Source organism: Pedobacter insulae (assembly GCF_900113525.1).
GTDB classification, from domain to species: Bacteria; Bacteroidota; Bacteroidia; order Sphingobacteriales; family Sphingobacteriaceae; genus Pedobacter; species Pedobacter insulae.
Window position 1 is genome coordinate 52,792 of the sequence record NZ_FOPP01000003.1, and the last position, 25,270, is coordinate 78,061.

25 protein-coding genes are annotated in these 25,270 nt (G+C 37.1%); 11 read left to right on the plus strand and 14 right to left on the minus strand.

Going from position 1 to position 25,270, the window contains the following annotated elements; translation table 11 throughout:
• Nucleotides 1-12: 12 nt before the first annotated feature.
• From BM207_RS05465 to BM207_RS05475, 3 genes are read right to left on the minus strand one after another with little or no spacing between them, the layout of a single operon-like run.
• Nucleotides 13-621 (minus strand): HAD hydrolase-like protein, encoded by a 609-nt coding sequence (locus tag BM207_RS05465; RefSeq protein ID WP_090992574.1) that lies wholly within the window; start codon nt 619-621, stop codon nt 13-15.
• A 13-nt stretch (nt 622-634) separates the two neighbouring features.
• Nucleotides 635-1,117: an ATP-grasp domain-containing protein gene (locus BM207_RS05470; protein ID WP_090992575.1), complete on the minus strand. Its 483-nt coding sequence runs from the start codon at nt 1,115-1,117 to the stop codon at nt 635-637.
• 4 nt (nt 1,118-1,121) lie between these two features.
• Complete coding sequence (locus BM207_RS05475; RefSeq protein WP_090992576.1) at nt 1,122-1,772, minus strand: ABC transporter ATP-binding protein; 651 nt, start codon at nt 1,770-1,772, stop codon at nt 1,122-1,124.
• 90 nt (nt 1,773-1,862) lie between these two features.
• Between BM207_RS05475 and BM207_RS05480 the strand changes: the two genes are divergently transcribed.
• The 4 genes from BM207_RS05480 to sucC are packed head-to-tail and all read left to right on the plus strand — an operon-like array spanning nt 1,863 to nt 5,669.
• Nucleotides 1,863-2,495 carry a hypothetical protein gene (locus BM207_RS05480; RefSeq protein ID WP_090992577.1) on the plus strand — a complete coding sequence of 211 codons (633 nt, stop codon included), beginning with the start codon at nt 1,863-1,865 and terminating at the stop codon, nt 2,493-2,495.
• The gene (locus BM207_RS05485; protein ID WP_090992578.1) at nt 2,495-2,791 is read left to right on the plus strand and encodes a winged helix-turn-helix domain-containing protein; all 297 of its coding nucleotides are present in this window, start codon (nt 2,495-2,497) and stop codon (nt 2,789-2,791) included. Before BM207_RS05480 ends, BM207_RS05485 begins: the two co-directional genes overlap by 1 nt.
• Before the next feature lie 52 nt (nt 2,792-2,843).
• The gene (locus tag BM207_RS05490; protein ID WP_090992579.1) at nt 2,844-4,418 is read left to right on the plus strand and encodes a DUF4153 domain-containing protein; all 1,575 of its coding nucleotides are present in this window, start codon (nt 2,844-2,846) and stop codon (nt 4,416-4,418) included.
• Between the two features lie 60 nt (nt 4,419-4,478).
• The gene (gene sucC, locus BM207_RS05495; RefSeq protein ID WP_090992580.1) at nt 4,479-5,669 is read left to right on the plus strand and encodes an ADP-forming succinate--CoA ligase subunit beta; all 1,191 of its coding nucleotides are present in this window, start codon (nt 4,479-4,481) and stop codon (nt 5,667-5,669) included.
• 415 nt (nt 5,670-6,084) lie between these two features.
• On the opposite strand, the gene BM207_RS05500 is transcribed toward sucC, so the two are convergent.
• A complete protein-coding gene (locus BM207_RS05500; RefSeq protein ID WP_177217063.1) occupies nt 6,085-7,011 on the minus strand; it encodes a sensor histidine kinase in 927 nt (308 codons plus the stop codon).
• A 510-nt stretch (nt 7,012-7,521) separates the two neighbouring features.
• Here BM207_RS05500 and asnS point away from each other — a divergent pair.
• Entirely contained in the window at nt 7,522-8,958 is a 1,437-nt protein-coding gene (gene asnS, locus BM207_RS05505; RefSeq protein WP_090992582.1) for an asparagine--tRNA ligase, read from the plus strand.
• A 4-nt stretch (nt 8,959-8,962) separates the two neighbouring features.
• On the opposite strand, the gene BM207_RS05510 is transcribed toward asnS, so the two are convergent.
• On the minus strand, nt 8,963-10,603 hold the full coding sequence (locus BM207_RS05510) for an FMN-binding glutamate synthase family protein (RefSeq protein ID WP_090992583.1): 1,641 nt from the start codon (nt 10,601-10,603) through the stop codon (nt 8,963-8,965).
• A gap of 99 nt (nt 10,604-10,702) precedes the next feature.
• On the opposite strand from BM207_RS05510, the gene BM207_RS05515 reads away from it, so the two are divergent.
• The 3 genes from BM207_RS05515 to BM207_RS05525 are packed head-to-tail and all read left to right on the plus strand — an operon-like array spanning nt 10,703 to nt 13,680.
• Nucleotides 10,703-11,323, plus strand: coding sequence for an L-threonylcarbamoyladenylate synthase (locus BM207_RS05515; RefSeq protein ID WP_090992584.1), 621 nt, complete (start codon nt 10,703-10,705; stop codon nt 11,321-11,323).
• Between the two features lie 29 nt (nt 11,324-11,352).
• Nucleotides 11,353-12,519 carry a Na+/H+ antiporter NhaA gene (gene nhaA, locus BM207_RS05520; protein ID WP_090992585.1) on the plus strand — a complete coding sequence of 389 codons (1,167 nt, stop codon included), beginning with the start codon at nt 11,353-11,355 and terminating at the stop codon, nt 12,517-12,519.
• A gap of 21 nt (nt 12,520-12,540) precedes the next feature.
• The gene (locus BM207_RS05525) at nt 12,541-13,680 is read left to right on the plus strand and encodes an MBL fold metallo-hydrolase (RefSeq protein ID WP_245768039.1); all 1,140 of its coding nucleotides are present in this window, start codon (nt 12,541-12,543) and stop codon (nt 13,678-13,680) included.
• Here BM207_RS05525 and trpA read toward each other — a convergent pair whose 3' ends face one another.
• From trpA to recR, 8 genes are all read right to left on the minus strand, one after another.
• Entirely contained in the window at nt 13,681-14,448 is a 768-nt protein-coding gene (trpA, locus tag BM207_RS05530; RefSeq protein WP_090992947.1) for a tryptophan synthase subunit alpha, read from the minus strand.
• Nucleotides 14,449-14,519: 71 nt separating this feature from the next.
• A complete protein-coding gene (gene trpB, locus BM207_RS05535) occupies nt 14,520-15,701 on the minus strand; it encodes a tryptophan synthase subunit beta (RefSeq protein WP_177217064.1) in 1,182 nt (393 codons plus the stop codon).
• Nucleotides 15,702-15,737: 36 nt separating this feature from the next.
• Entirely contained in the window at nt 15,738-16,340 is a 603-nt protein-coding gene (locus tag BM207_RS05540; protein ID WP_245768040.1) for a phosphoribosylanthranilate isomerase, read from the minus strand.
• 49 nt (nt 16,341-16,389) lie between these two features.
• A complete protein-coding gene (gene trpD, locus BM207_RS05545; RefSeq protein WP_090992587.1) occupies nt 16,390-17,379 on the minus strand; it encodes an anthranilate phosphoribosyltransferase in 990 nt (329 codons plus the stop codon).
• 185 nt (nt 17,380-17,564) lie between these two features.
• Complete coding sequence (locus BM207_RS05550) at nt 17,565-19,541, minus strand: tetratricopeptide repeat-containing sensor histidine kinase (protein ID WP_090992588.1); 1,977 nt, start codon at nt 19,539-19,541, stop codon at nt 17,565-17,567.
• Between the two features lies 1 nt (nt 19,542).
• Nucleotides 19,543-20,358 (minus strand): SDR family oxidoreductase, encoded by an 816-nt coding sequence (locus BM207_RS05555; protein ID WP_090992589.1) that lies wholly within the window; start codon nt 20,356-20,358, stop codon nt 19,543-19,545.
• On the minus strand, nt 20,358-21,119 hold the full coding sequence (locus BM207_RS05560; RefSeq protein WP_090992590.1) for a PI-PLC domain-containing protein: 762 nt from the start codon (nt 21,117-21,119) through the stop codon (nt 20,358-20,360). Before BM207_RS05560 ends, BM207_RS05555 begins: the two co-directional genes overlap by 1 nt.
• A gap of 1 nt (nt 21,120) precedes the next feature.
• Nucleotides 21,121-21,738: a recombination mediator RecR gene (recR, locus tag BM207_RS05565; RefSeq protein WP_090992591.1), complete on the minus strand. Its 618-nt coding sequence runs from the start codon at nt 21,736-21,738 to the stop codon at nt 21,121-21,123.
• A 69-nt stretch (nt 21,739-21,807) separates the two neighbouring features.
• Here recR and BM207_RS05570 point away from each other — a divergent pair, with 69 nt between their 5' ends.
• The 3 genes from BM207_RS05570 to BM207_RS05580 all read left to right on the plus strand — a co-directional run bounded on the left by BM207_RS05570 (nt 21,808) and on the right by BM207_RS05580 (nt 24,670).
• Nucleotides 21,808-23,316 (plus strand): sodium:solute symporter, encoded by a 1,509-nt coding sequence (locus BM207_RS05570; protein WP_090992592.1) that lies wholly within the window; start codon nt 21,808-21,810, stop codon nt 23,314-23,316.
• 59 nt (nt 23,317-23,375) lie between these two features.
• Complete coding sequence (locus BM207_RS05575) at nt 23,376-24,083, plus strand: LOG family protein (protein ID WP_090992593.1); 708 nt, start codon at nt 23,376-23,378, stop codon at nt 24,081-24,083.
• A gap of 98 nt (nt 24,084-24,181) precedes the next feature.
• A complete protein-coding gene (locus BM207_RS05580; RefSeq protein ID WP_090992594.1) occupies nt 24,182-24,670 on the plus strand; it encodes a hypothetical protein in 489 nt (162 codons plus the stop codon).
• 4 nt (nt 24,671-24,674) lie between these two features.
• Here the strand turns inward: BM207_RS05580 and BM207_RS05585 are convergent, their stop codons facing one another.
• Nucleotides 24,675-25,265, minus strand: a complete 591-nt coding sequence (locus BM207_RS05585) for a DUF502 domain-containing protein (protein WP_090992595.1) — start codon at nt 25,263-25,265, stop codon at nt 24,675-24,677.
• Nucleotides 25,266-25,270 lie beyond the last annotated feature (5 nt).

Sequence of the window (25,270 nt, forward strand, 5' to 3'; positions counted from 1 at the left end):
ACGAAAAAAATGTCAGAATAGTTTGGGCGCAAATAAAAAACCTATTTCTGCTTGAGTTGCTATTTTTCCCTCCTCTTCAGTAGCGCCGATATAAAGCACCTCATCTTTGTTAAGGTGGTGAAGGTCAACGATAAAATCAAAACTTTTTACGGAAAGTGTAGGCGCTATTTCCTCAGAAAAATATACTTTTAGATACTGCTCCAAGCCATGCCATTCCAGCTGCCTAATCTTATTCAGCTGTTGAGTAGGGTTACCAGTCACCAATAAATAAATTGCTTTTCGCTCGACTACTATTTCTTGTAAGAATGCTAAGATTTGTTGGTAAGGCAATAACTTGAGTGGTAGCCGGGCATTTTCATGAAGTAAGTTAAAATTCGATCGATATTTTTCGGGGATATCAAACTTCGCGGCAGTTTTATCAAATATGGTCTCATTTCCATTTACAGCGAATTCACTTTGCATAAACGCTACAATCTGCTTGGCATTTAGTTGCTCGGTATATTCCATAAATTCCGAAAATAGATAGTACACCTGTAGTAAATAATCCTTTTCAGGGTACAAAACATTGTCAAAACCAAATATAAATGCTGTTTTAGGAGCTATGTGAGTCTCGAAAGCCATAATCTTTTTAATGCTAAATCGTAAATAACCTTAAATTCGTTACAGACTCACCCTGATTAAATTTAAATACCCCATTTAACTGAGCTTTTTTGCCAAAAAAAGTAAGGTCAGCATCAATCGTTGAGGCACCTAATACCTCCCCGGCTATGAACAGCATCCATTCATCTTGTTTTGCGAATGAATGAATTTCCTGATAAGTACTTAAAGCCTCCAGGTTAGGTAATAATACCTCGATATTAAATTCATTAAAAAGAACTTTGGCTTTAGCCATCGGTTCAATTTCAAAATGATGCAAAGGCAAAATCGCGTCAACTGCAAGATCTAGACAGGTGTTAAGCAGTGAATGGGCAATTGTATCCTCATTTTTTTCACCTAAACTAACAAATGAAAAAGAAGGCACCTCTCCATAGTCGGCAAGAATAACTTGGTGTTGGGTAAATGCTTTTAAAATTTTTAGTGCTTTCGCTGAGTTTCCTCCAGTAATTAATATTTTCAATTCTTTAAATAATTAATCCATCTTTCATGGTTACAACACGGTTGCTAATTTTAGCCAAATCTTCATTATGGGTTACAATCACAAAAGTTTGATTGAATTTATCTCGTAGATTTATAAACAGCTGATGCAATCCATTCGCATTAGCGGAATCGAGGTTTCCTGAGGGTTCATCTGCTAAAACAATTGCAGGATTATTAATCAATGCCCTTGCAACGGCAATTCTTTGTTGCTCACCACCCGATAGTTGATTGGGTTTATGTGATGCCCTATCTCTAAGTTCAAACAAATCTAATAATTCATAGGCTTTTGCTTCGGCTTCTTTCTTACCTTTCTTGGCAATAAATGCTGGAATACAAATGTTTTCTAAAGCGGTAAACTCGGGCAACAAATGATGAAATTGAAAGACAAAACCAATATTTTGATTTCTGAAAACACTTAAAAGTTCGCCAGAAAGTTTGTTTACCGCCACCCCATTCAGAGAAACCAAACCTTCATCTGGCTGGTCTAAGCTCCCCAAAATATGCAATAACGTACTTTTACCCGCACCAGAGGCACCGATAATACTTACAATCTCTCCCTGGGAAACTTCAAAATCTACTCCTTTTAAAATAGATAGATTTCCATATGTTTTTTTTATTCCAGTAGCTTTTAGCATTTAGCAAAGGTACGAAATTGAAATGTTGAAGCGCTTAATTTTGCGAATTCAATTTTATTCTATAACTTTGAAAAACAAAGTGCTTTTAACATGAATAATAAAGAAGAACAATTAAGTGCGCTAAGCGATATCCGTAATATGATGGATCGTTCGTCTCGGTTTATCTCGCTAAGCGGCTTGTCGGGTATTTTTGCTGGGATTATAGCCTTAATAGGTGCTTATATGGCTCACCTAGAGGTTAAGTCTTATATGGCCGGCACTTATGGCTATGGCATTGATGCTGAGCTGGATTTAGAGTTTGTATTGTTAAAGATAGGAATTAGTGTATTGATTGTAGCACTTGCCGGTGGATTATTATTCACCTACCGACAAACCGTAAAAAGAAAGCTACCACTTTGGGATAAAACCGCTAAAAATCTCCTTTTAAATTTGGCAATTCCACTTGCAGCTGGGGGATTATTTATAGTTTCAATATTATTTAACCATGCAAACTCAATTGGTTTAATTGCTCCTTCTTGTTTAATTTTTTATGGTTTAGCCTTAATCAATGCGAGTAAGTATACTTTTTCTGATATTCGATTCCTGGGTTTCTGTGAAGTTATTTTGGGTTTAATAGCTATGTTCAACATTCACTACGGGTTATATTTTTGGGCAATGGGCTTTGGTATTTTACATATCGTTTATGGTGCGATTATGTACTTTAAATATGAAAGGACCAAATAATGAAGAATCCGATAGCAGATTTAAATAAAATATTCGACAGCAGAATAAGACTGGGTGTGATGTCTCTGCTTGCTGTAAATGAAAATGTGAGTTTCAATGAGCTAAAGGAAATGCTTGCGCTTACAGATGGCAACTTAGCTTCTCATTTAAATACTTTGGAGCAGGCACAATATCTAAACGTCAACAAAGCCTTTGTTGGCCGTAAAACTAGCACTACCTACAGCATTACTGCTTTGGGTAAACAATCTTTTAAAATGCATTTAGATGCACTTGAAAAAATGATTAGAACGATATAATCTTTTTTTACACTTATACTTTGAAAAACAAAGTACTTTTAAATAAATCAAAATGACATATAAAATCGACAAAAACCTAATCATTGTAATATTAAGTGGTTTACTATTCAATTACTTATTTTGGATGGAAAGCCTAGCACTTAATTTATTTTTGTATTCGCTATTTATTCTAACAGTATATCTGTTTACCAAGGATATAAGGAGCAAAAAGTTACTCGTAATTGCGGCATCGCATTTAATCGCAAGCATACTCGTAGTAATCAATCAATCTGATTTAACAATCCTCACCTGGTATATAAGCCTATTTGTTTTGGTAGGATACACTCATTATCCTCAATTAAGGAGTATATGTACAGCCCTGCTAGTCTCAATCTTACAGTTTACTACCGCCCCATTTAGTCTGTTTAAAAAAGTTATTGAAATTGAAATTGGCAGTGTAACCTTAAGACCTACACTTAAACTAATCAAATACCTAATTTTTCCAACTTTTATATTGTTTCTATTTAGTATAATTTATAGTATAGCAAATCCAGTTTTCAGTTCCTATCTAACCAACTTTTCTGAGAACATAGCTCAACTCTTTACGCACATTTTTGAGTTTTTCTTTAAAGACATCAAATTGGAGCGGATTTTATTTTTGCTATTAGGAATTTTGTTTAGTACAGGTGTATTTATTTGTTTTAAACATGGGCTTGCTAGCATGGAATGCAATTTAAAAAACCATCTGGTGCGAACCCGTCGTCAAAAAAAAGAATTAACTATATATAGTGAGATCAGCATGCTATTTATCGGAAACTTAAAGAGCAAAAAAATGGCTTTGAAAACTGAACATACCATTGCGGTTATCTCATTTATTGGCTTAAACACACTCCTTCTTTTTTTGAATGCAATAGACTTTTCCACCTTATGGGTCGGAGATATTGGAAGTGTTGATTTTTCACTAGCCCTTCACGGCAGCACAAATGCACTTATTATAAGTATTGTGATGGCAATGTGTGTGATACTTTACTTTTTTAATGGAAATTTGAATTTCTATTGCAAGAATAAAACCCTTCGTATTTTAGCTTACTGCTGGATTGTGCAAAATATTTTCTTGGTTTTATCTGTCTTAATCAGAGACTATCATTACATCGATATGCATGGTTTAACCTATAAGCGGATAGGGGTGATTGTTTTCTCGTTGCTATGTAGCATTGGTTTGATCACTGTTTACATTAAAGTAGCAAAGCAAAAAACTTTCTTTTATCTATATAGTATTAACAGCCTAAGTTGGTATGCTTTGCTTATTTTATTCAGCACCATTAATTGGGATGTTTTTATTGTGAGCTATAACCTCAAACATAAAAATGCGACAGATTTGGATGTTAATCATCTGATGAGTATGTCTAACAAAACGCTACCGCTGTTATTTGAAAACAGGGAACTGTTAAAGAAATATCTTTCACCAACAAATGCATCAACCAGTTATTTTTTAGTTAATGCCTTTGAACAGGATTTGGCGCTGAGAGTTGAGATGTTTGAAAAAGAGTGGAACCGCACAACCTGGCTATCCTGGAATTATAGAGATTGGCAAACTATGCAATACCTTGCTAAAAACAATTTAAGACAAAATAACAGGAAAAAGTAAGCTCCCCGGTACTTGATACTAAAAAATTAAATTGTAGATTTGAGCAAATTTTTCGAGCAAATGAATATCCACGAATATCAAGGTAAACAAATTTTAAAGAGTTTTGGTGTTGCAGTGCAAGAAGGCATTGTTGCTGATACAGTTGATCAAGCTGTTGAGGCCGCTAAGAAGATGAAAACAGACTATAATTCTGACTGGGTTGTGATTAAAGCACAAATTCATGCAGGTGGACGCGGAAAAGGCGGAGGTGTTAAATTAGCTAAAAACCTGGATGAGGTAAAGCAAAGAGCAACCGACATCCTTGGTATGCAATTAATTACCCCACAGACAAGTGCAGAAGGGAAGAAAGTGAATAAAATTTTAGTAGCTCAAGACGTTTACTATCCTGGTGCTTCTGAAACAAAGGAATTTTACATGAGTGTTTTGTTAAACCGTGCAAATGGCACTAACATCATCATGTATAGTACAGAAGGCGGAATGGATATTGAAGAAGTTGCTGAGCATACTCCACACTTGATATTCAAAGAAGAAATTGATCCAAAAGTTGGATTACAAGGTTTTCAAGCGAGAAAAATCGCGTTTAACCTTGGTTTAACCGGTGCTGCGCATAAAGAAATGGTGAAATTTGTATCTGCGTTGTATAAAGCATATGAAAGTACAGATTCTTCTATGTTTGAAATTAACCCGGTATTAAAAACAAGCGATGATAAAATTATTGCTGTTGATGCAAAAGTAGATCTTGACGAAAATGCACTATTCCGTCACCCTGATTACGCGGCCATGCGCGATAAACTAGAAGAGGATCCGACGGATGTTGAAGCTAGTGAAAGCAATTTAAACTACGTGAAGCTTGATGGGAATGTGGGCTGTATGGTAAACGGGGCTGGATTAGCGATGGCTACTATGGACATTATTAAAATTGCTGGTGGTGAACCTGCCAATTTCTTAGATGTAGGTGGTACTGCCAATGCCACTACGGTTAAAGCAGGCTTTAATATAATTTTAAAAGACCCAAATGTGAAAGCTATCTTAATCAATATCTTCGGTGGTATTGTGAGGTGTGACCGCGTTGCACAAGGTGTAATTGATGCCTACAAAGAAATAGGTAACGTGCCAGTTCCAATTATCTGTCGTTTACAAGGAACAAATGCAGTGGAGGCTAAAAAATTAATTGATGATTCTGGACTTAAAGTTTATTCTGCTATTGCATTAAAAGATGCTGCAGATTTAGTGACTAAAGTTCTTGCTTAAAAGCAAATAATAATCCTAAACTAAAAAAGCCAGTCGAATTCGACTGGCTTTTTTAGTTTAGGTTGGTTGGTTTTAGTTCTATGTTAGTTAATATTCTGCGATTTTTTAATGACAAGGCTCTAGTCATCCAACTAGAGCCTTAATCAAACCAAATATAAATGTACTTTTTGTATGAACACCACAAATATATAGATATTATTTAAATTTTCAACACAAAAAACAAAAATTTACACTAAAAAATCAATAAACCACTAATTATTTAACACATATTAACAAAACAATATATTTAATACAACAATATATATGAAAAATTAGGTAATAAAATAGATTTTACCAGAAAAACTCATATAAAAGCGAGATGTAATTACAAAAAATGAAAAAAAAAGAAAAAATTAAAGAAATAATACCTTTTTTTCTATAAATCTACCAAATTAAATGAGAGATAAAAGATTGAACCCTCTCCTAACTTGCTTTCAAACCAAATCTCACCACCCTGCAATTCGGTTAACTCCTTACACAATATTAAACCTACCCCTATGCCTCTTTCGTTATTAGTACCATAAGTAGAGGCAGCTTTCAACTGAAACAACTTACTTTTTTGGGATTCGTCAATTCCCAAACCATTATCCTGTATCAGGATGTGACACTCCTTACCTTTTGGAATTGCTGACACCTTTACTGAACCCATTTTTGACGTAAACTTTATTGCATTATTGACTAAGTTCCTTAACACCAACTCAAACATATTTCTATCGGCGCTGATACCCAGATCTTCGTCACAAACAATCTCGAATGCTATCCCTTTGTTACCTGCTAGCTGCTTCTCAACGTTCAGCGCCCCTGTTATAACGTCTTTAACATTTAAAGGGGCTAACGTTGCACGGGAACCTTCCATTTGAGTTTTAGACCACAATAATACATTGGTTAACATATCTGACGTATCTTTGGTAATCCCTAACAACTTTTGCTTTAAATCTTTACGTTCTTCCTCCTCTAAATCAGTTACTGAAAGTAACTCTAAATAGCTTTGAATGGAATTAAGTGGCGTTCTAAGATCGTGTGTAACAATGGAAAAAAGCTTATCTTTTTCTGAGTTCAAACGTTCTAGCTCATCTTTCTGACGTTCAATTGCAAAATTCTGATCGATTACGGACTTTTTTTCAATATCATAATTCTTCCTCACATAGCTAATGGCATAATAAGTAAGCACAACGGTCACAAAATAAGTAATTGCGAAATCGATAGTTTTATTTAAGCCATTGTCGTAAACATTTTTCACCAGGGTTGGATATAAATATTCAATAGCTAAAATTGCAAATACCGTTATTAAATTAAGAGACACCCAAATTTTAAGCTGACTTTTTGGAGTAATAGTAACACTCAACAAAAAAGCGAGTGAAAATAATAAAAGATTGGGTCCAAAAATTCCTGAATTAAAAAAATAGTTGACTATAAAAAGTAGATTGCACACAAAACAGAAAAGCTTAATCCCTATGGCCGACCTTCTTTTAAAACGAGATAGATAATATAGAAATGCGGCAAAAAAAAGACCGAAAACACAAAGACTTCCAGGCACAATCAACCCGATACTAAAGTTAAAAGGGACTTCAAAACACATGGTGAGAAACGAAATAATGCAAACGGTGTTGAAAATCCGCTCCTCTAGTGAAAACAACTTATGATCACCAACTAGCTGCTTTCCGTTAATATGTTTTCCAAAAATTTTCACAGACAAAGTATTGATAGATTTAACCTCTACAAACTTAAGTTATAATAATAAATATTATCCTAATTTTCTCATCTTTTAGGTTTAAATCCTTATTTTTGACCCCCTTATAAAAGCTATTGCAGAATGATAAAGAGAGAAAAAATTAAAGATTTACTGGACACCACAGTATTTAACAAAGAAGTAACTGTTATGGGTTGGGTGCGAACTTTTCGTAACAATCAATTTATTGCCCTGAATGACGGATCGTGCATGGGAAACATCCAAATTGTAGTCGATTTTACCAATACTCCAGAGGAGTTATTAAAACGTATAACTACGGGCGCTGCACTGGCTGTAAAAGGTACTATTGTTGAATCTCTGGGAAAAGGCCAAAAAGTCGATATTAAAGCCTCTTCTATTGAAATACTTGGAGATAGCAATGCGGAGCAATACCCGTTACAACCTAAGAAACATAGTCTGGAATTTTTAAGAGAGATTGCACATTTGCGTTTCAGAACAAATACATTTAATGCTGTCTTTAAAGTTCGTCATGCCTTAGCATTTGCCATCCACCAATTTTACAATGAACGGGGCTTTGTCTATATGCATACCCCAGTTGTAACTGCCAGTGATGCGGAAGGTGCTGGAGAAATGTTTAAAGTAACTACTTTAGATTTTGATAATACACCGAGAACCGAAGATGGCAAAGTAGATTTTTCGGCCGATTTTTTTGGCCGAGCTACTAACTTAACGGTATCCGGACAGCTTGAAGGGGAGTTAGCCGCTACAGCTTTTGGTCAAATCTATACATTTGGTCCAACTTTCAGAGCAGAAAACTCTAATACAACGCGCCACTTAGCAGAGTTTTGGATGATTGAACCCGAGGTTGCTTTTGCAGATCTGGAGGATAACATGCAATTGGCAGAAGATATGATGAAATACATCATCAATTATGCTCTAGTTAATTGTAAAGAGGAAATAGCTTTCCTAAATGATCGGCTATTAGATGAAGAAAAACAAAAGCCTCAACAAGAAAGAAGCGAACTGACTTTGATAGAAAAATTAAACTTCTGTTTAGCAAATGACTTTGAGCGTTTAACTTATACAGAAGCCATACAGATTTTAAAACATTCTAAGCCTAATCAGAAAAAGCAATTTAAATACCTGATAGACGAATGGGGAGCAGATTTACAATCAGAACATGAGCGTTATCTTGTTGAAAAACACTTTAAAAAACCTGTTATTTTAACTGACTATCCGAAAGATATCAAATCATTCTACATGCGCATGAATGAAGATGGTAAAACAGTAGCTGCCATGGATGTGCTTTTTCCGGGTATAGGAGAAATGATTGGCGGCTCACAGCGTGAGGAACGCCTAGATAAATTAACCAAGCGTATGGAAGAAATGGATATACCACAAGACGAACTATGGTGGTACTTAGATACGCGGAGATTTGGATCGGTACCTCATGCAGGTTTTGGCCTTGGATTTGAAAGATTAGTGCTTTTTGTAACTGGAATGACCAATATTAGAGATGTTATTGCTTTTCCAAGATTCCCAAAAAACGCAGATTTTTAAATCATTAGATTTGATGTGAGCTTGCAGCTTGATAATCTACGGCAGAAACTTTATAGTCAGTCGGCGCGAAACTAGCAGCCGTACTTAACGCCATACCCAGTTCAAATTGTGCCGGGTATGGCGTTTTTAGTAAGCTTCCTTCCGGTATATAAGGATAAGTTTCAAGATAAGATTGCATCACATTTTGAGTCATTCTGCGGTTTACGTAAGCCCTCGTTAATTGATAAGGGTGACGTAGACCTGCCGCACCCAAAAGTTCAACCGCACTTTGTACCGTTAAACGGTGAAAATTAAATACCCTTACTGTTTTGTCTTCCACAACCAAGCCTTTCATTAAACTCTCATCCTGCGTAGCGACCCCTGTAGGACACGTATTACTATTACATTCCAACGCTTGGATACAGCCTAAGGCAAACATCATTCCGCGGGCAGAATTACACAAATCTGCTCCCAATGCTATATTTTTAACCAAGTCGAAACCCGACGAAACCTTACCCGATGCAATAATTTTGATATGCTTCTTTAAATCAAAACCAGTTAATATATCGTAAACAAATGCGACAGCCTCTCTTAAAGGCATCCCCACTGCATTCGAAAACTCCTGTGGTGCAGCACCAGTTCCCCCTTCGCCCCCATCTACTGTAATAAAATCAACATAAATACCAGTTTCTACCATTGCTTTGCAAATCGCTAAAAACTCACTTCTGCGACCGATGCATAACTTAAAACCAATGGGTTTGCCTCCAGACAAATCTCTCAATCTCTTAACAAAGTCCATCATCTCTATAGGTGTAGAAAATGCCGCATGTGCAGGCGGAGAATTTACATCAAATCCTTCCTTTACTAAACGGATCCTTGCTACTTCGGGAGTTACTTTCTTTGCAGGCAACATACCTCCATGCCCGGGTTTAGCGCCCTGAGATAATTTAATTTCGATCATCCTAACGTTTTCAGCTTTTGAACGCTCCTCAAAGGCTTCATAATTGAAAGACCCATCATGATGCCGGCAACCAAAATAACCTGTTCCAATTTGCCATATCAAATCTCCGCCCGGACTTGCGTGATAATCACTAATACCTCCTTCGCCGGTATTATGGGCAAAATTCCCCATTTTAGCGCCGCCATTTAAGGCAAGAATTGCGTTCTTACTAAGCGACCCGAAACTCATGGCCGAAATATTATATATACTTGCCGAATAGGGTTGTTTACAGGCCGGTCCGCCAACCAATACCCTCGGATTGATATCAAGCTCGTGATGACTAATCGCAACAATGCTATGACTTAGCCACTCATATCCGTTTTCATAAACATCTAATTGCGTTCCAAAGGGAATGGTGTCATTTTCTTTTTTAGCTCTTTGATAAATGAGCGATCGATTCAAGCGGCTAAAGGGCTTTCCATTTGTATCACTTTCTACAAAATATTGATAAACTTTTGGCCTTAATTCTTCCATAAAATAGCGCAGTCGCCCGAAAACAGGATAGTTACGTACAATACTATGTTTAGGCTGGTATAAATCATAAACTCCTAAAAGCACAAAAGGACCTGTAAAAATAAACGACCACCATAAGGGTGGATACAATAGACCTAGCATAACAGTTAGGGCAACAAGGAAGGCTGCAATAGCAACAAAAGCTTTTCTCATAACTTATATTTTGATTCAATATACTCAAAAATCTCTTAGGATATGCGTATAATCTTACGAAACATAAACAAGTAGCAGGCAATTTTGTTATTTTTGAGTATGCTAATAAAGATTTATCCTGAAAATCCAAATCCGAGAGCGATTGAGCAGGTTGTAGAAATCCTAAAAAAAGGGGGAATAATTATTTATCCTACTGACACTGTGTATGGTTTGGGTTGCGACATTACCAATCAGAAAGCCATTGAGAAAATCTGCCGTATCCGGGGCATCAAGCCAGAGAAGGCTAACTTTTCTTTTATCTGTTCGGACTTAAGGCATATTTCTGATTTTATCAAACCAATAGACACAACGGTGTTTAGGGTATTAAAAAAAGCATTACCCGGACCGTTTACATTCATTTTTAATGCAAATAATAACGTACCGAAGCTACTCAGCTCTAATAAGAAAACAGTGGGTATTCGTGTTCCCGATAATGAAATTGCAAGATCAATTGTCGAAGCCCTGGGAAACCCCATTATTTCTACATCAATTAAAGACGATGATGAGCTGATTGAGTATTCTACAGACCCAGAGCTTATTTACGAGAAGTATCAAGAACTTATTGACGCTGTTGTTGACGGAGGATATGGTGATAATGAAGCTTCAACAGTAGTTGATTGTACAACCGGTTCCTTTGAAATTATCAGAGAGGGAAAAGGGGATTTAGCAGCATTCCTATAAATTACCCAATAAATTCTTACTTTTAGCGCATGGAGAAAAAAATTAATCTTGCTATTTTCAAAAAGTTTTTCAATTCCGGAAAAGTTGGTGGCTTACTGCTGTTAATTTGTGTTGCAATCTCTTTGTGTATTGCCAACTCTGGCGAAAAAGACAGCTTCAGCAACTTTTTAGCGCAGCAAATCGGCACTACATTGGGTCCTTTCCAACTAACTTATAGTATTTCTGCTTGGGTAAACGATGGTTTGATGGCTATTTTCTTCCTTTTAGTAGGATTAGAAATAAAAAGAGAATTAGTAGAAGGAGAGTTATCAAGTTTACAAAAAGCGTCGTTACCGGTACTTGCCGCATTTGGCGGAATGATTATTCCGGCATTAATTTATTTCTTCTTTAACAAGGGTGAAGATACAGCAGCAGGCTGGGGCATCCCGATGGCCACTGATATCGCATTTGCTTTAGCTATTATCGCCTTACTAGGTAAAAGTGTTCCCGCATCTCTGAAAATATTTCTAGCCGCATTAGCTATTGCTGACGATTTAGGCGCAATTTTGGTCATCGCAATATTCTATACCGCTGAGATCCATTGGAATTATCTGTTAATGGCTGGTGGCGTTTTCGCCTTTTTGATAGCATTAAATTATTTCAAGGTTACTTCACTATGGTTTTATTTAATACCTGGAATATTCCTATGGTATTTTGTTCATCATTCGGGTATTCATGCTACAATTGCTGGTGTACTGTTGGCCTTTACCATTCCAACAAACGCAACGGCCATCGCATCGCCTTTGGAAAAATTGGAACACTTTTTAACCGTTCCGGTAAATTTTTTAATTATGCCAATTTTTGCATTAGCAAACACAAATATCACATTCGAAAAAGAAATGATCACCGGTCTTATTTCTCCCCTTGGTTTAGGAATTTTCTTTGGTTTATTCTTTGGGAAGACAATTGGAGTTACCCTATTTTCTTGGTTTGCAGTGAAGATAAAATTGGCAAGGCTCCCATCGGGCGCAAACTGGAAACACGTTATGGGAGTGGGAATGCTAGCGGGAATAGGTTTTACGATGTCAATATTTATTTCGTTACTTTCCTTTGCCGACCTTAGCCATATTTTGGAAGCAAAATTTGCCATATTATGTACTTCATTAATTGCTGGATTATTAGGTTTTGTCTTTTTAAAAACAGTCAAGTCTGCCTAGTTTTTTCTTGTGCTATTTATCATGAAGAGCAAAACACTTCGCTTAATTAAATGGATTATGATCACAGTAGTTAGTCTAGTTGCAATCTTCATCATTGCAACCATTATTTATATACAGCAAGCTAAATTTGGAAAAGAACCAGTCGGCGCCCGTTTAGAGAAGATTAAGAAATCGCCGAATTTCAGAGATGGAAAATTCCAAAACGAGCATTACACGCCAGAAATTACCGAGGGATACAGCTACTATCAAGTTATTAGCGAATTCTTTTTCAAGCGAAACCCTCATCGAAGTCCGACAGACGCAATACCGGCTGTTAAAACAGATTTATTGAATTTAGCTATTGATGAAGATATCATGGTCTGGTTTGGCCATTCTTCTTATTTCATTCAACTAGATGGCAAACGAATATTGGTAGACCCTGTGTTTAGTGGCAACGCATCTCCCCTTCCAGGAACCAACAAAGCATTTAGAGGAACCGATCAATATACAGTAGCCGATTTACCCCCAATAGACTATCTATTTATCTCCCACGACCATTATGACCACACAGACTACGAAACTTTGGTGGCGTTACGACCGAAAGTAAAAAAGGTTATTTGCGGATTAGGGGTTGGTTCACATTTCGAGAAATGGGGGTATCAAGAGAGCCAGCTCATAGAAAGAGATTGGAATGAAGAAATAGATTTAGCGGGTGGATTTATGGTATATACCACTCCGGCAAGACATTTTTCGGGCAGAGGTTTTAAAAAAAATAATACCTTGTGGCTCTCGTATGTGCTGCAATCACCAACGACGAAAATTTTTATTGGCGGAGATAGTGGTTACGACACCCATTATGCAGAGATAGGCAGTAAATATGGCCCGTTTGACCTAGCTATTTTAGATAATGGGCAATATGATATTAAATGGAGATATATCCACCATCTTCCAGAAGAAGCGCTGAAAGCGGCACAAGATTTAAAAGCCCAACGCTTATTTCCAGTTCATTCATCAAAATTTATCATGGCCAACCATGCTTGGGATGAGCCTCTCATCAGAATTTCTGCACTCAATAAAAATCTTCAAAACCCAATTCCTCTGGTAACGCCAATGATAGGAGAACTTGTTTATCTAAAAAATGATCAGCAAACCTTTAAGGAATGGTGGGTCGGAATGGAATAATTATTTAAATTGGCTCATAAAGCTGTTAATACTCCCTTCCAACTCGTTTTTATCTATATTTTTCACAAAAGCACTTCCAATAATTGCTCCGCTGGCATATTCATTTGCCGAGTTGAACGTCTGTTTGTCAGAAATCCCAAATCCGATCATGATGGGATTATTCAGGTTCATAGATTGGATACGGGAAAAATAAGCTCTTGCATTTTCGGTAACAGCTAAATCCTTTCCGGTTGTTGCTGCCGAAGATAGCAGATAAATAAAGGCATTACTTAAACTATCAATCTTTCGAATTCGCTCATCCGAAGTTTGTGGTGTTACTAAGAAAATATTACTAATGCCGTTCTCATCGAAGCACCCACGATAAAGTTCTTCATATTCGTACATGGGTAAATCTGGAATAATGCAACCGTCCACGCCAACCTCCTTACATTTCTTACAAAAGTTGGCTACACCGTATTGCAGCACTACATTAACATAACCCATTAGTAAAATTGGAATAGAGACTTTTTCTCTCAAATCTTTTAACTGCTCAAAAAGAACTTCGAGCGTCATGCCATTATCTAATGCTTCTTTGCTGCTAGCCTGGATAGTTGGTCCATCGGCAACCGGATCTGAATAGGGAAAGCCTATTTCCATGAAATCAGCCCCTGCTTTCTCTAATGCCTCTGCAATTTTAACGGTATCATTTAAATTTGGATATCCTGCGGTATAATAAATAGAAAGGAGGTTTTTCTTCTTAGTCTGAAAAAGTTGTTGTAGTCTGTTCATATCTTTTATCTTTTTGTCAAGCAGATTGCTTTGCTTCATGCTTCGCAACTCCTCGCAATGACGATTTGGGGTTATAAATTAAAATGTTTCATATAAGTTTCCATGTCTTTGTCGCCCCTACCAGACAAGCAAACCACAACATTTTCGCCTCCGTTAAAATTCATATACTCTAAGTAAGCTAAGGCGTGTGCACTTTCAATCGCGGGTATAATACCTTCTAATTTTGTTAACAATAAACCTGCATTTAGTGATTCATCGTCGGTAATAGACACATATTTTCCTCGTCCCGTTTTAAACAGGTGTGCATGTTGTGGACCGATTCCCGGATAATCTAGCCCTGCAGAAACCGAATGTGGTTCTACTACCTGGCCATCTGTTGTTTGCATTAAAATACTTCTACTCCCATGCAAAACTCCTTCTTTGCCTAGAGCCGTAGTAGCGGCTGAATATCCCGAGTTTACTCCTTTACCCCCTGCTTCAACCGCTATCAACTTAACATTTTCATCATTTATAAAATGATAGAACATTCCGATAGCATTACTTCCACCACCAACGCAGGCCAAAACGTAATCTGGTTCAGCGCTACCTGTTTGTTCCAACAGTTGCTTTTTTGTTTCTTCTGATATAATCGATTGAAAGGTAGCCACCATGTCGGGATAGGGATGCGGCCCCACTACAGAACCTATAATATAGTGTGTATCAATTGGATTATTAATCCAGTCGCGCATAGCCTCATTGGTGGCATCTTTTAAAGTTTTACTTCCAGAAGTTGCCGGTACAACTGTGGCGCCCAACATTTTCATCCGTGCAACATTGGGCGCCTGTCGTTTAATATCTACTTCACCCATGTAAACGATACACTCTAAGCCCCGCAAGGCACAAACCGTTGCAGTTGCTACGCCATGTTGTCCCGCTCCTGTCTCCGCAATAATCCGGCGTTTACCTAGTTTTTCGGCCAATAAAATCTGTCCGATAGTGTTGTTAATTTTATGGGCCCCCGTATGATTTAAATCTTCTCTTTTCAAGAAAATATTAGCGCCGTACTTTTCAGACAGGCGTTTTGCCAGGTACAAGGGCGAAGGACGGCCGACATAATCTTTCAGTAACGCTTTAAATTCACGCTGAAAGCTTGGCTCCTGAATAATTGACAAATATTGCTGTCTTAACTCCTCTACATTTGGGTACAACATTTCTGGGATGTAAGCTCCCCCAAAATCACCATAGTATCCTTTATCATTTACAAAATAATCCATAATCAATGTTTTTGCTTGACAATTAATGCGTCGTGCCTAGAATTTGTCAAAACTGTTAATAAATTTCTTAATCTTATCAATATCTTTTAGTCCAGGTTCTACCTCGAACTTGCTGTTTATGTCGAGCGTATAAAGCCTCGGATCGTTTATTTCTTCAAGGCTTTGAGTATGCTGCAAATCTATTCCCCCGCTTAAAAAATAAGGTTTATCCAAGGTATAATGCTGTAATAGATTCCAGTCGAATACCCTACCCGAGCCGCCATGGCCGGCAGTTTGTGTATCGAATAAAAAATAATCTACCACATTTTGATAAGCTACCAATTGAGCAAAATCGAAGCTTTCGGCTAATCCAAATGCTTTTATAACCTCTATACCTGTTAACTTGATTGCTTCACAATATGCTACACTTTCGTTTCCATGCAACTGCACCGCCTTTAATCGGTGTTTAAAAATGTGACCTTTAACTACCTCGATGTCTTCATTTACAAAAACTCCTGTAGCTTTTATGCCATTCGGAATATACTTTATCAATTCTGCAGAGACCTCAGTTATAAAACGTGGAGATTTAGGGTAAAAAATAAATCCCATGTAAGCCGGTTTTAGCGCTGCTACTGCAGCAATATTTGACGCATGCTTCATTCCACATATTTTTAGTTGCAGGTTTATCATCCTAATGCTTAGCTTATAATTAAACGCCTACAAGATTTTTAAAGCTTTTCAATGCTCTTTTGCCCATCAATGAATCTTCAGCCTCATAATAGCAATCAGCGAACGATGCATCCCCCTTGATAGTCTGGATAGCTAGTGCTGCGTTCGTTAAAACTACATTAATTTGTGCATCGGTTCCTTGCTGATTTAAAATATTCATAAAGATCTCTGCTGATGATTCGACAGTGTTACCTCCTTGAATATCCTGTTCTACGATTTCTTCGAAACCTAAATCAGCAACCTTAAATAATGCTTCGCCTTTTTTACTAAATGTCTTGAAATCGCAGGTTAATGAAATTTCATCAAAACCATCAACTGCATGGATAATGGTATAATTTTTATCCGTTTGTTGATAGAGATAAGCATATAAGCGGGCAAGCTCCAGGCTAAACACACCAACAATTTGATTCTTAGGCTGGGATGGATTTACCATGGGGCCGAGCATATTAAAAAAAGTCTTAACGCCTAGCTCTTTTCTGATCGGAGCCACGGTTTTCATAGCTGGATTAAACAGCGGTGCGTGTAAAAAACAGATGCCAGCTTGTTCAAGACTATGTTTTAGTTTGCTTTCATCATTTGTAAAGGTATATCCCAAATATTCCATTACATTGGAAGAACCGCAGCCAGAAGAAACACCATAATTGCCATGTTTAGCCACCTTGTATCCGGCGCCTGCTACAACAAATGAAGCAAGCGTCGAAATATTAAAAGTATCTTTCCCATCTCCACCTGTACCACAAAGATCAACCAGGTCAAAATCCGAAAAATCGACTTTTAAACATAAATCCAGCATAGCGTCACGAAAGCCCTGCAATTCATCAACGGTAATATTTCGCATGCCGTATGCAGTAATAAAAGCCGCAATCTGCGAACTATTAAATTCACCCAGCGCAATGGCTGTTAAGATTCGCTGCGCCTCAGTCCTACTGAAGCTTTTATTTTCGAATAAATGGTTTAAAATTTTCTTCATGGTTTTAAAACAAAAAAGGTTGCTTAAATAAGCAACCTTCTAAATATCTTTATAAAAAATAAGCACAAAAAGAGGTTACATCACGCTATTGCGTTATGCCACCACCAGTTTTTATTTGTGTTTACTTGTATCATTCTGCTACAAATATGTAATAGTTTTTAATTAAATGCAAACTTGTTTTCATTTTATGCTAAATTTTTTAGAAAACCTTTCAAAGTAAAAGTAAACACAGTTCCTTTACCCACTTCGCTCTCCACCGTTATTTCTCCTTTATTGGCCAATATAAATTCCTTACAGATCATAAGTCCTAAGCTTGTACCTTCTTCTGATGAGGTACCTTTTGTACCTACTGCAGAAAGTTCAAATAACTTATCAATTCTAGCCTTGCTAATCCCTACACCGTTATCTTTAACTTCAAACCTAATCATGTTATTAACCACTGGCTGAGCCCTAAGTTCAATTTCACCTCCTGTTTGCGTAAATTTGATAGCATTGGCAATTAAATTTCTGATAACGAAATCAAAATGATCTGCATCCGCTTGTAGCATTATATTCTGCGGAACATTTATGGTAATAGTCATCATTTTTTTCTCGGCGGCTTCCTGAAATAGTGCTACGTTTTTATCGATATTAGATATGGGGCTAAATTCGGAGGTATTAAGCCTTACCCCTTTAATCTGCATTTGACCCCATTTTAGTAACTTATCTAAAATCTCTAAGCTATTTTCACAGTGAAGGGCTAATTTTTGAACCATTTCGCTCCTAAGCTCGTCATCCAATTCATTATTATGAATTAATTTTAAAATACTGATTGTAGACACGAGCGGTGATCTTATGTCGTGTGCCACAATTGAAAAAAATCTGTCTTTCAGCGCATTACTTTCTGCCAGCTGTTGATTTGTACGTTTAAGCAATGAATTTAAAAACGTAGATCTATAATAAAAGGCGAAAGTAACCAACAATACAATAAGTGTTCCGATTGCTATCGATAAAATGACGCTGTTAAAAGACTTTTCCTTACTATTGATAAGCTCTAGTTCCCGAAGCCTCGCATTGGATTTTTCGCGATCATAGGCCGTTTCTAAACTAGTAATCTGCTTCAGCATATCTTTATAATAGAATTCATCCGCTAACTCATAGCTTCTTTCTTTCAACCTTAAAGCCTGGGTCAAGTTCCCCGTTGTCTTATACAGAACACTCATGTTATTCAGAATATCAATCTGTTGTCTGTACAGCTTATAAGTTTCTGTGATGGCCAGCGCCTCCTTATAATAAGTTAATGCCTGGGTGAGTGACTTTTGTTCGACATAAATTTTAGCCAGATCTAAAAAACAAGTTAACTGTCTGAGCACATTTTTAATTTCCTTCGAAAATGCCAATGCTTCTTTCAATATTTTAATGGCTTCCATATCGCTACCTTTCTCGTGGTAAGCCTGTGCTAACTTAATAAGCAAGCTAATTTTCAATCCATTATACGCTACCTTATTGCTTTTTGAGAGACCTTCATTGATATAAGTGATCGCTTGGTCGTATTGCTTTAATTTGATATAAACATTTCCAAAGCTGATATACATATTCAATGTAAAATTGGAAAGAGGGATTTGTGCATTGATAGCTTGCGCGGTACGGAGCTGACCAATAGCATTGTCATATTCACCTATGTTTAGATAGGACTCAGAAAGACAGACTCTGGCCTCCAACATCCCAAGCTTATCATTACTATTCTCACTGATTTTGAGGGCATTGAAAAAATAACCCAAAGATTTAGCATAATTTCCCTTTCGTTGCTCCACTACCCCAAGCCTAACCAAAGTTGACGCTAAACCTATTTTATCGTTTAGTTTTCGATAGAGCGTTTCCGCTTGTAAATATTTATGATAGGCATCTTTGTAGCGCGCTGCATTATCATCAATCATACCATGTTGATTGATGAGTGCCGCCAGGCTAACACTATCCTTATCGTGTTTTGCTTTAGCAATGCCTTCTTTCACAAAATACAGAGCAGAATCTGGATTTAAATAACGGTAATGCTTAACTATATCAATATAATCTGCACTGGTTTGTGGTTTCGATTTGTTTGACTGAGCGTATGAAAGCGCACCTAATAAATTAAGGAAAGTCAGTAAACTGAAAAACAAAATTAAATTACGCCTTGCATACATACTACTTAATCAATGCATTCTTCTCTTTAGCAAACAATTCAAAAACTTTTTTATCGGTAAAAGCTGGAAATAATTTATTCATCCATACCGCAAGTTTTCCTTGTCCGGTCATGATCAACGTACGTTTACGCTTAATAATACCGTCACTAATGCGGATGGCAACCTCTTCGGCGGTCATCATTTTGCCTTCTTCCATGCTTGTTTCTCCGTGCGCTACGCCATCTTTTGCCAGTGCAGCAACCCGGATATTCGATGTTGTAAACCCTGGACATGCCACCATTACATGCACGCCAGTTTTGAGCAGTTCGGTTCGTAATGCCTCCATAAACCCGTTCATAGCAAACTTTGAAGAAGAATAACCGGTCCGTCCCGGCAAACCCCTATAGCCCGCAATAGAAGATATCGCCACAATGCTGCCTTGGGTTTTTAAAATCTCAGGCAAAGCATATTTGGTACAATAAACAGAACCCCAAAAGTTTACGTCCATTAAATTTCTGATCACCGCTAAATCTAAATCCTTAAACAATGCACGCATGGAAAGACCAGCATTATTGATTAACACATCCACCCTACCAAATGTTGTAACTGTTTGTTTGATTAGCTGCTCGCAATCCTCTTCCCTGCTAACGTCGGCCTGCACTGCAACCGCCTTTATGGCATACTTTGCCTCTAAATCAGCCGTTATTTCGCAAAGTGTTACATATTGTCTTGCTCCTAAAACCAAGTTTGCTCCCCGTTGTGCTAATTCTTCAGCCAATGCCTTTCCAATACCTGATGAGGCCCCCGTAATGATTACAACTTTATTTTTAAAATCCATTATTTATGTTCGAAGTAAGTTTTACACTCCACTATTTTGTCGGTATTTATAATGTCCGCACCCAAATCCGCTAACTGTTGCCAACATTCTTGTGTATCCGGTGCTCCCCAAAAACGCATAGGTTTATTTAAACGATGTGCTTGGTCAATTACCTTTTTCAGTTTGAGCTTATCCGCGGCTGGAATTTCCCCTACTCCCTTCCATTTACTATAAGCAGCAAAATTATCGCTGATCATGGTTACTCTTTTCAAGTCGGCCTTAGCATAATTAATGTTTGGTAAGCCATCAAAATACACCCAACTAGGGAACTTGTGATACAATGAATCTGCTGGTCGGTTACCGCTCATTACAATCTGAATGGCATTCTTATCCTTGCCTTTATCAAATAATTTACCATATTTTTCAATCTCTCTGCGCAAAACCGGGTAAACATCACTCCAACTATCCTTTAAATCTATCATTAAGCGAAACCCATAATTTGTCTTCACACCCCTTTTTGCATCGTCTTTTGTCCAATTTGCAATGGGATCAAGATACATTGCATTGATTGTTCTAGTTAAATCCTTATCCTTTTTACTATGCGCTACGATAAGGGAATCTCCGATTAAAAATATGTCAACTTCGATCTCATAAACTTGATAGGCATACGCTTGCAATAACGGTTTGGCATGTGTATAATCATTGTGAGAATGAATTTTAATCTGGGCAAAACTAGCGAGTGATAGCATTAACCCTAAAGTAAATCCAGCTAATTTCTTCATTTTATTTCAAGATCGAATTTTCATATGGGACACGTGTAATGATTGATCGTCCTAAAGTTACTTCATCAGCATACTCTAACTCACCACCAAAGGCAATGCCTCTTGCGATGGTACTAATTGGGATTTGGAAATCCTTTAATCGTTTATGGAGATAGAACAGCGTGGTATCTCCTTCCATTGTTGCGCTTAATGCTAAAATTATTTCCTTGACAGATCCTTTTGCCGCTCTTTCCACTAACCCGTCAATAAACAAGTCAGACGGGCCAATCCCATCCATGGGCGAAATTAACCCTCCCAACACATGATACACCCCAAAAAACTGGTTAGTGTTCTCTATGGCCATTACATCTCTTGTATCTTCTACCACACAAATTAATTCCTTATCTCGTTTAGGAGCTGCACAAATACTGCAGATAGTATGATCAGAAATATTATTACATACCGTACAATGTTTAATTTGCTGTTTGAGTTTAATGAGCGTATTGCTAAAATGCATAACTTCTTCTTGTTCCTTATTTAGCAAATGTAAAACCAATCTGAGTGCAGTCTTTTGTCCTACACCTGGCAACTTTGAGAATTCGTGTACTGCGTCTTCAAGCAGTTTAGAAGAGAAATTCATTGAACAAACTTAAATAAAAAAGATGATTTCAGTCGGTAAATTCTTACATTTAACTGCTAAATATAAATTATGAGTCCAGCTATACTTTTATCTTTCCTAATTGGCTATTTCGCCGTTTTAATCATCATTGCTTTTGCAACTTCAAAAAAATCATCCGACAATTCTACCTTCTTTCTAGCCAATCGTAATTCGAAATGGTATCTGGTTGCCTTTGGGATGATAGGCACTGCTCTTTCAGGTGTAACATTCATTTCTGTACCTGGCGAAGTTGGCGCACCTTCGGGAAATCAGTTTCAATATTTTCAATTTGTACTCGGTAATGCCATTGGCTTTATCATTATCGCAACAGTTTTATTACCCCTTTACTACCGGATGCGGTTAACTTCAATTTATAGTTATATTGAACAACGACTTGGGCATATTAGTTATAAAACTGCCGCATCTATATTTCTTATTAGTAGAACCATTGGATCGGCTTTTAGATTATATTTAGTTGTTATTGTCTTGCAGCGATTTATATTTGATTCTTATGGAGTTCCTTTTTGGGCGACCGTACTTATTTCGTTAGGATTAATATGGTCTTATACCTTTAAGGGCGGATTGAAAACAATTATCATTACGGATACGTTACAAACCTTTTTCTTAGTGTTGTCGGTTTTTTTAACCATATACTTTATATGTAACAGTTTAGATTTAAGTATCCCACAGGCTTTTGAGACCGTTAAAAATAGTGGTTATGCTAAAATATTCTTTTATGAAGACTTTTTATCCAATGGTTTTCATGTAAGTAAGGCCTTGCTGGGTGGTATTTTCGTAACAATTGCCATGACTGGTCTGGATCAGGACTTGATGCAAAAAAACCTGAGTATGGGTACCATTAAGGAAGCGCAAAAAAACATGTTTACTTTTACTGGCGTGTTTGTAATCTTAAACATCTTTTTCTTAAGTGTGGGCGCTTTATTATATGTATATGCAACAAAAAATGGAATTGAAATCCCATTAGATCATATAACAGGGAAGCCTCGTACCGACTTTCTATTTCCCGAAATAGCCTTAAACCACTTGGCCACTATTCCCGCAATTGTTTTCATGCTAGGCTTAACTGCTGCAACATTTGCCACCACAGATAGTGCATTAACGGCCTTAACCACTTCTTTTTGTGTAGACTTTTTAGGAATGGCAAAAAAAGAAAATCTAAATAACAAAAATGCTGTTAAAACCAGGCACATTGTTCATGTTGGTTTTTCTATTGTGATGTTTTTAGTCATTATCCTGTTTAATGCAGTGAATGATGAATCAGTAGTAAAAGGCATTTTTAAAGTAGCTTCTTATACTTATGGTCCTCTTTTGGGCCTATATAGTTTCGGACTATTTGTTAAAAACAGAGGGGTACATGACAGGTTAGTTCCAATCGTTTGCTTGCTTTCTCCAGCGCTTTGTTATTTGTTAAATGCCTATTCAACAACATTACTGGGCGGTTATGTGTTCAGTGTAGAACTAATTTTGGTAAATGGATTGATTACCTTTGTAGGCTTGCTATTGATCAGCAAAAAAACTGATCTGCAAACACGCTTTTAAGAGCGCCGTTTGGTGTACAACGGTTTAATGATAAACTCAACGAATAATTGAAATAGAAGATGACGAGTGAAGAAAAGATAAGAAGTGCTTTTGCGAATAAGGATTGGCAAGAAATTAAAGTTACCGATAGCTGGCAGATTTTCAAAATCATGGCCGAGTTTGTGGATGGGTTCGAAAAATTGGCTAAAATTGGTCCTTGTGTGAGTATTTTTGGATCTGCGCGAACTGCAGAGACTAACCCCTATTACGAAATTGCAGTAGAATGCGGCCGTTTGCTTACAGAACGGGGATATGGGGTAATTACCGGTGGTGGTCCTGGAATTATGGAAGCTGGAAACAAAGGCGCACATATGAATGGTGGTAAATCGGTTGGTTTAAATATCGACTTACCTTTTGAGCAATTTCACAATAAGTACATCGATCATAATAAATTATTAGATTTCGATTACTTCTTTATCCGCAAGGTAATGTTTATGAAATACTCTCAAGGCTTTGTAGTATTACCCGGAGGAATGGGGACTATGGATGAGTTATTTGAAGCAATTACCTTGATCCAAACTGGCAAGATTGCTCGCTTTCCAATCGTACTAGTGGGTGTAGCTTATTGGAGTGGACTTATCGAGTGGATTAAAACCACTATGCTTGAACAGGAACATAATATCCATGCAGAAGATTTAAATCTTTTTAGATTAGTTGATACGGCCGAAGAAGCAGCAGAGCATATTTTCAGGTTCTATGATAAATATGTATTAAAACCTAACTTCTAAAATCACTTTGTCAGATTTTAATCAAATCTTATTGTATCTCGCAAACTCCATGTAACTATTGCCTATCTCAATTGTCTATTTAATTGAAGGGAGGTCTTATGGAAAACTTGTTAGCTTGGAGAAAGGGGTTATTTGATAGCAATTATCAATTATACGCCAATGGGGAAATTAAAGGAAGCTTAGTTTTTAGCTCGTGGAAAAATAATGCCAGGGGGATAGCTTTAAAAAACTATTATTTTACTTCTGAGGGTTTCTTGCATCCAGTTACAAAAATCAGAGACGAGCACCATAATCAAATTGGTGTTATTACCTATAATGCATTAAAATTAAAAGCTACCGTTACTTTCAACAGCCTCGATCATGCTTCCTGGAGCTACACTAACAGTTGGCTATCTCAATGGGTCATTACTAATCACAAAGATAAGCAGATCCAATACTATTCAGAATCTACCTCCGGTACGGTGCATAGCGACACGGATGACGAATTAATGTTACTCTCAGGGTTTTTTATCAGGGAATTTTTTTCTAGAGGAATTATTATCATCCTCCTCATTTTGCTGATACCTATATTGATGCGGACCTGTTAGTGTGTTAAAAATGACTAACACCTCCACTTACCACTAATTTCATTGCATCGGCCGCGCTCATATCCAGTGCCTTTATCTTGTCTTTAGCAACTACATAAACTTGTCCCGCAAAAGAATATGAAAACGGGAAATATACAATAGCATCACCTGGCAACGCTAACTTTGTCAAATCATTTTGAGTCAAAAACCCAATTCTTTTCATTCCCCCTTCTACTTCTACCAGCACAGGGTGATTAAATTTCTTTTCATCTCCTACAAATGCCTCTGTTAAATCTTTAATGGAAGAAAATATAAAATTTAAGAGTGGCAAGCGATTCATAATCCGTTTGAACCAACCGTACATAGGTTCGGTTACAAAATTCGTAACGAAGATGCCGGCTATTAAAATAATGGTTAATACCAATCCTAAACCCAATCCGGGAATATTTCTGTTTGCTCCTGTTTTAGGATCAACTCCGAGAATATTATTAATATTTAACCAACTGTCGACCGTAGTAACCGCCCATACAACAATGAAAATGCTTAAGGCTACCGGCACTACGATTAGTAAGCCCTTGATAAGATAATTAAGAAGTGCTCTTCCAATTCTGTTCATGCTGC

Bases quoted from the DNA above. Each gene is read 5' to 3' on its own strand.
- BM207_RS05485 (WP_090992578.1), top strand. From the start codon at position 2,495: ATGAAGAATCCGATAGCAGATTTAAATAAAATATTCGACAGCAGAATA.
- BM207_RS05490 (WP_090992579.1), top strand. From the start codon at position 2,844: ATGACATATAAAATCGACAAAAACCTAATCATTGTAATATTAAGTGGT.
- BM207_RS05510 (WP_090992583.1), bottom strand. From the start codon at position 10,603: ATGAGAAAAGCTTTTGTTGCTATTGCAGCCTTCCTTGTTGCCCTAACT.
- BM207_RS05475 (WP_090992576.1), bottom strand. From the start codon at position 1,772: ATGCTAAAAGCTACTGGAATAAAAAAAACATATGGAAATCTATCTATT.
- BM207_RS05465 (WP_090992574.1), bottom strand. From the start codon at position 621: ATGGCTTTCGAGACTCACATAGCTCCTAAAACAGCATTTATATTTGGT.
- BM207_RS05555 (WP_090992589.1), bottom strand. From the start codon at position 20,358: ATGGATTTTAAAAATAAAGTTGTAATCATTACGGGGGCCTCATCAGGT.
- BM207_RS05515 (WP_090992584.1), top strand. From the start codon at position 10,703: ATGCTAATAAAGATTTATCCTGAAAATCCAAATCCGAGAGCGATTGAG.
- recR (WP_090992591.1), bottom strand. From the start codon at position 21,738: ATGAATTTCTCTTCTAAACTGCTTGAAGACGCAGTACACGAATTCTCA.
- BM207_RS05480 (WP_090992577.1), top strand. From the start codon at position 1,863: ATGAATAATAAAGAAGAACAATTAAGTGCGCTAAGCGATATCCGTAAT.
- nhaA (WP_090992585.1), top strand. From the start codon at position 11,353: ATGGAGAAAAAAATTAATCTTGCTATTTTCAAAAAGTTTTTCAATTCC.
- BM207_RS05570 (WP_090992592.1), top strand. From the start codon at position 21,808: ATGAGTCCAGCTATACTTTTATCTTTCCTAATTGGCTATTTCGCCGTT.
- BM207_RS05550 (WP_090992588.1), bottom strand. From the start codon at position 19,541: ATGTATGCAAGGCGTAATTTAATTTTGTTTTTCAGTTTACTGACTTTC.
- BM207_RS05525 (WP_245768039.1), top strand. From the start codon at position 12,541: ATGAAGAGCAAAACACTTCGCTTAATTAAATGGATTATGATCACAGTA.
- sucC (WP_090992580.1), top strand. From the start codon at position 4,479: ATGAATATCCACGAATATCAAGGTAAACAAATTTTAAAGAGTTTTGGT.
- trpA (WP_090992947.1), bottom strand. From the start codon at position 14,448: ATGAACAGACTACAACAACTTTTTCAGACTAAGAAGAAAAACCTCCTT.
- asnS (WP_090992582.1), top strand. From the start codon at position 7,522: ATGATAAAGAGAGAAAAAATTAAAGATTTACTGGACACCACAGTATTT.
- BM207_RS05540 (WP_245768040.1), bottom strand. From the start codon at position 16,340: ATGAAGCATGCGTCAAATATTGCTGCAGTAGCAGCGCTAAAACCGGCT.
- BM207_RS05575 (WP_090992593.1), top strand. From the start codon at position 23,376: ATGACGAGTGAAGAAAAGATAAGAAGTGCTTTTGCGAATAAGGATTGG.
- BM207_RS05585 (WP_090992595.1), bottom strand. From the start codon at position 25,265: ATGAACAGAATTGGAAGAGCACTTCTTAATTATCTTATCAAGGGCTTA.
- BM207_RS05560 (WP_090992590.1), bottom strand. From the start codon at position 21,119: ATGAAGAAATTAGCTGGATTTACTTTAGGGTTAATGCTATCACTCGCT.
- trpB (WP_177217064.1), bottom strand. From the start codon at position 15,701: ATGGATTATTTTGTAAATGATAAAGGATACTATGGTGATTTTGGGGGA.
- BM207_RS05580 (WP_090992594.1), top strand. From the start codon at position 24,182: ATGGAAAACTTGTTAGCTTGGAGAAAGGGGTTATTTGATAGCAATTAT.
- trpD (WP_090992587.1), bottom strand. From the start codon at position 17,379: ATGAAGAAAATTTTAAACCATTTATTCGAAAATAAAAGCTTCAGTAGG.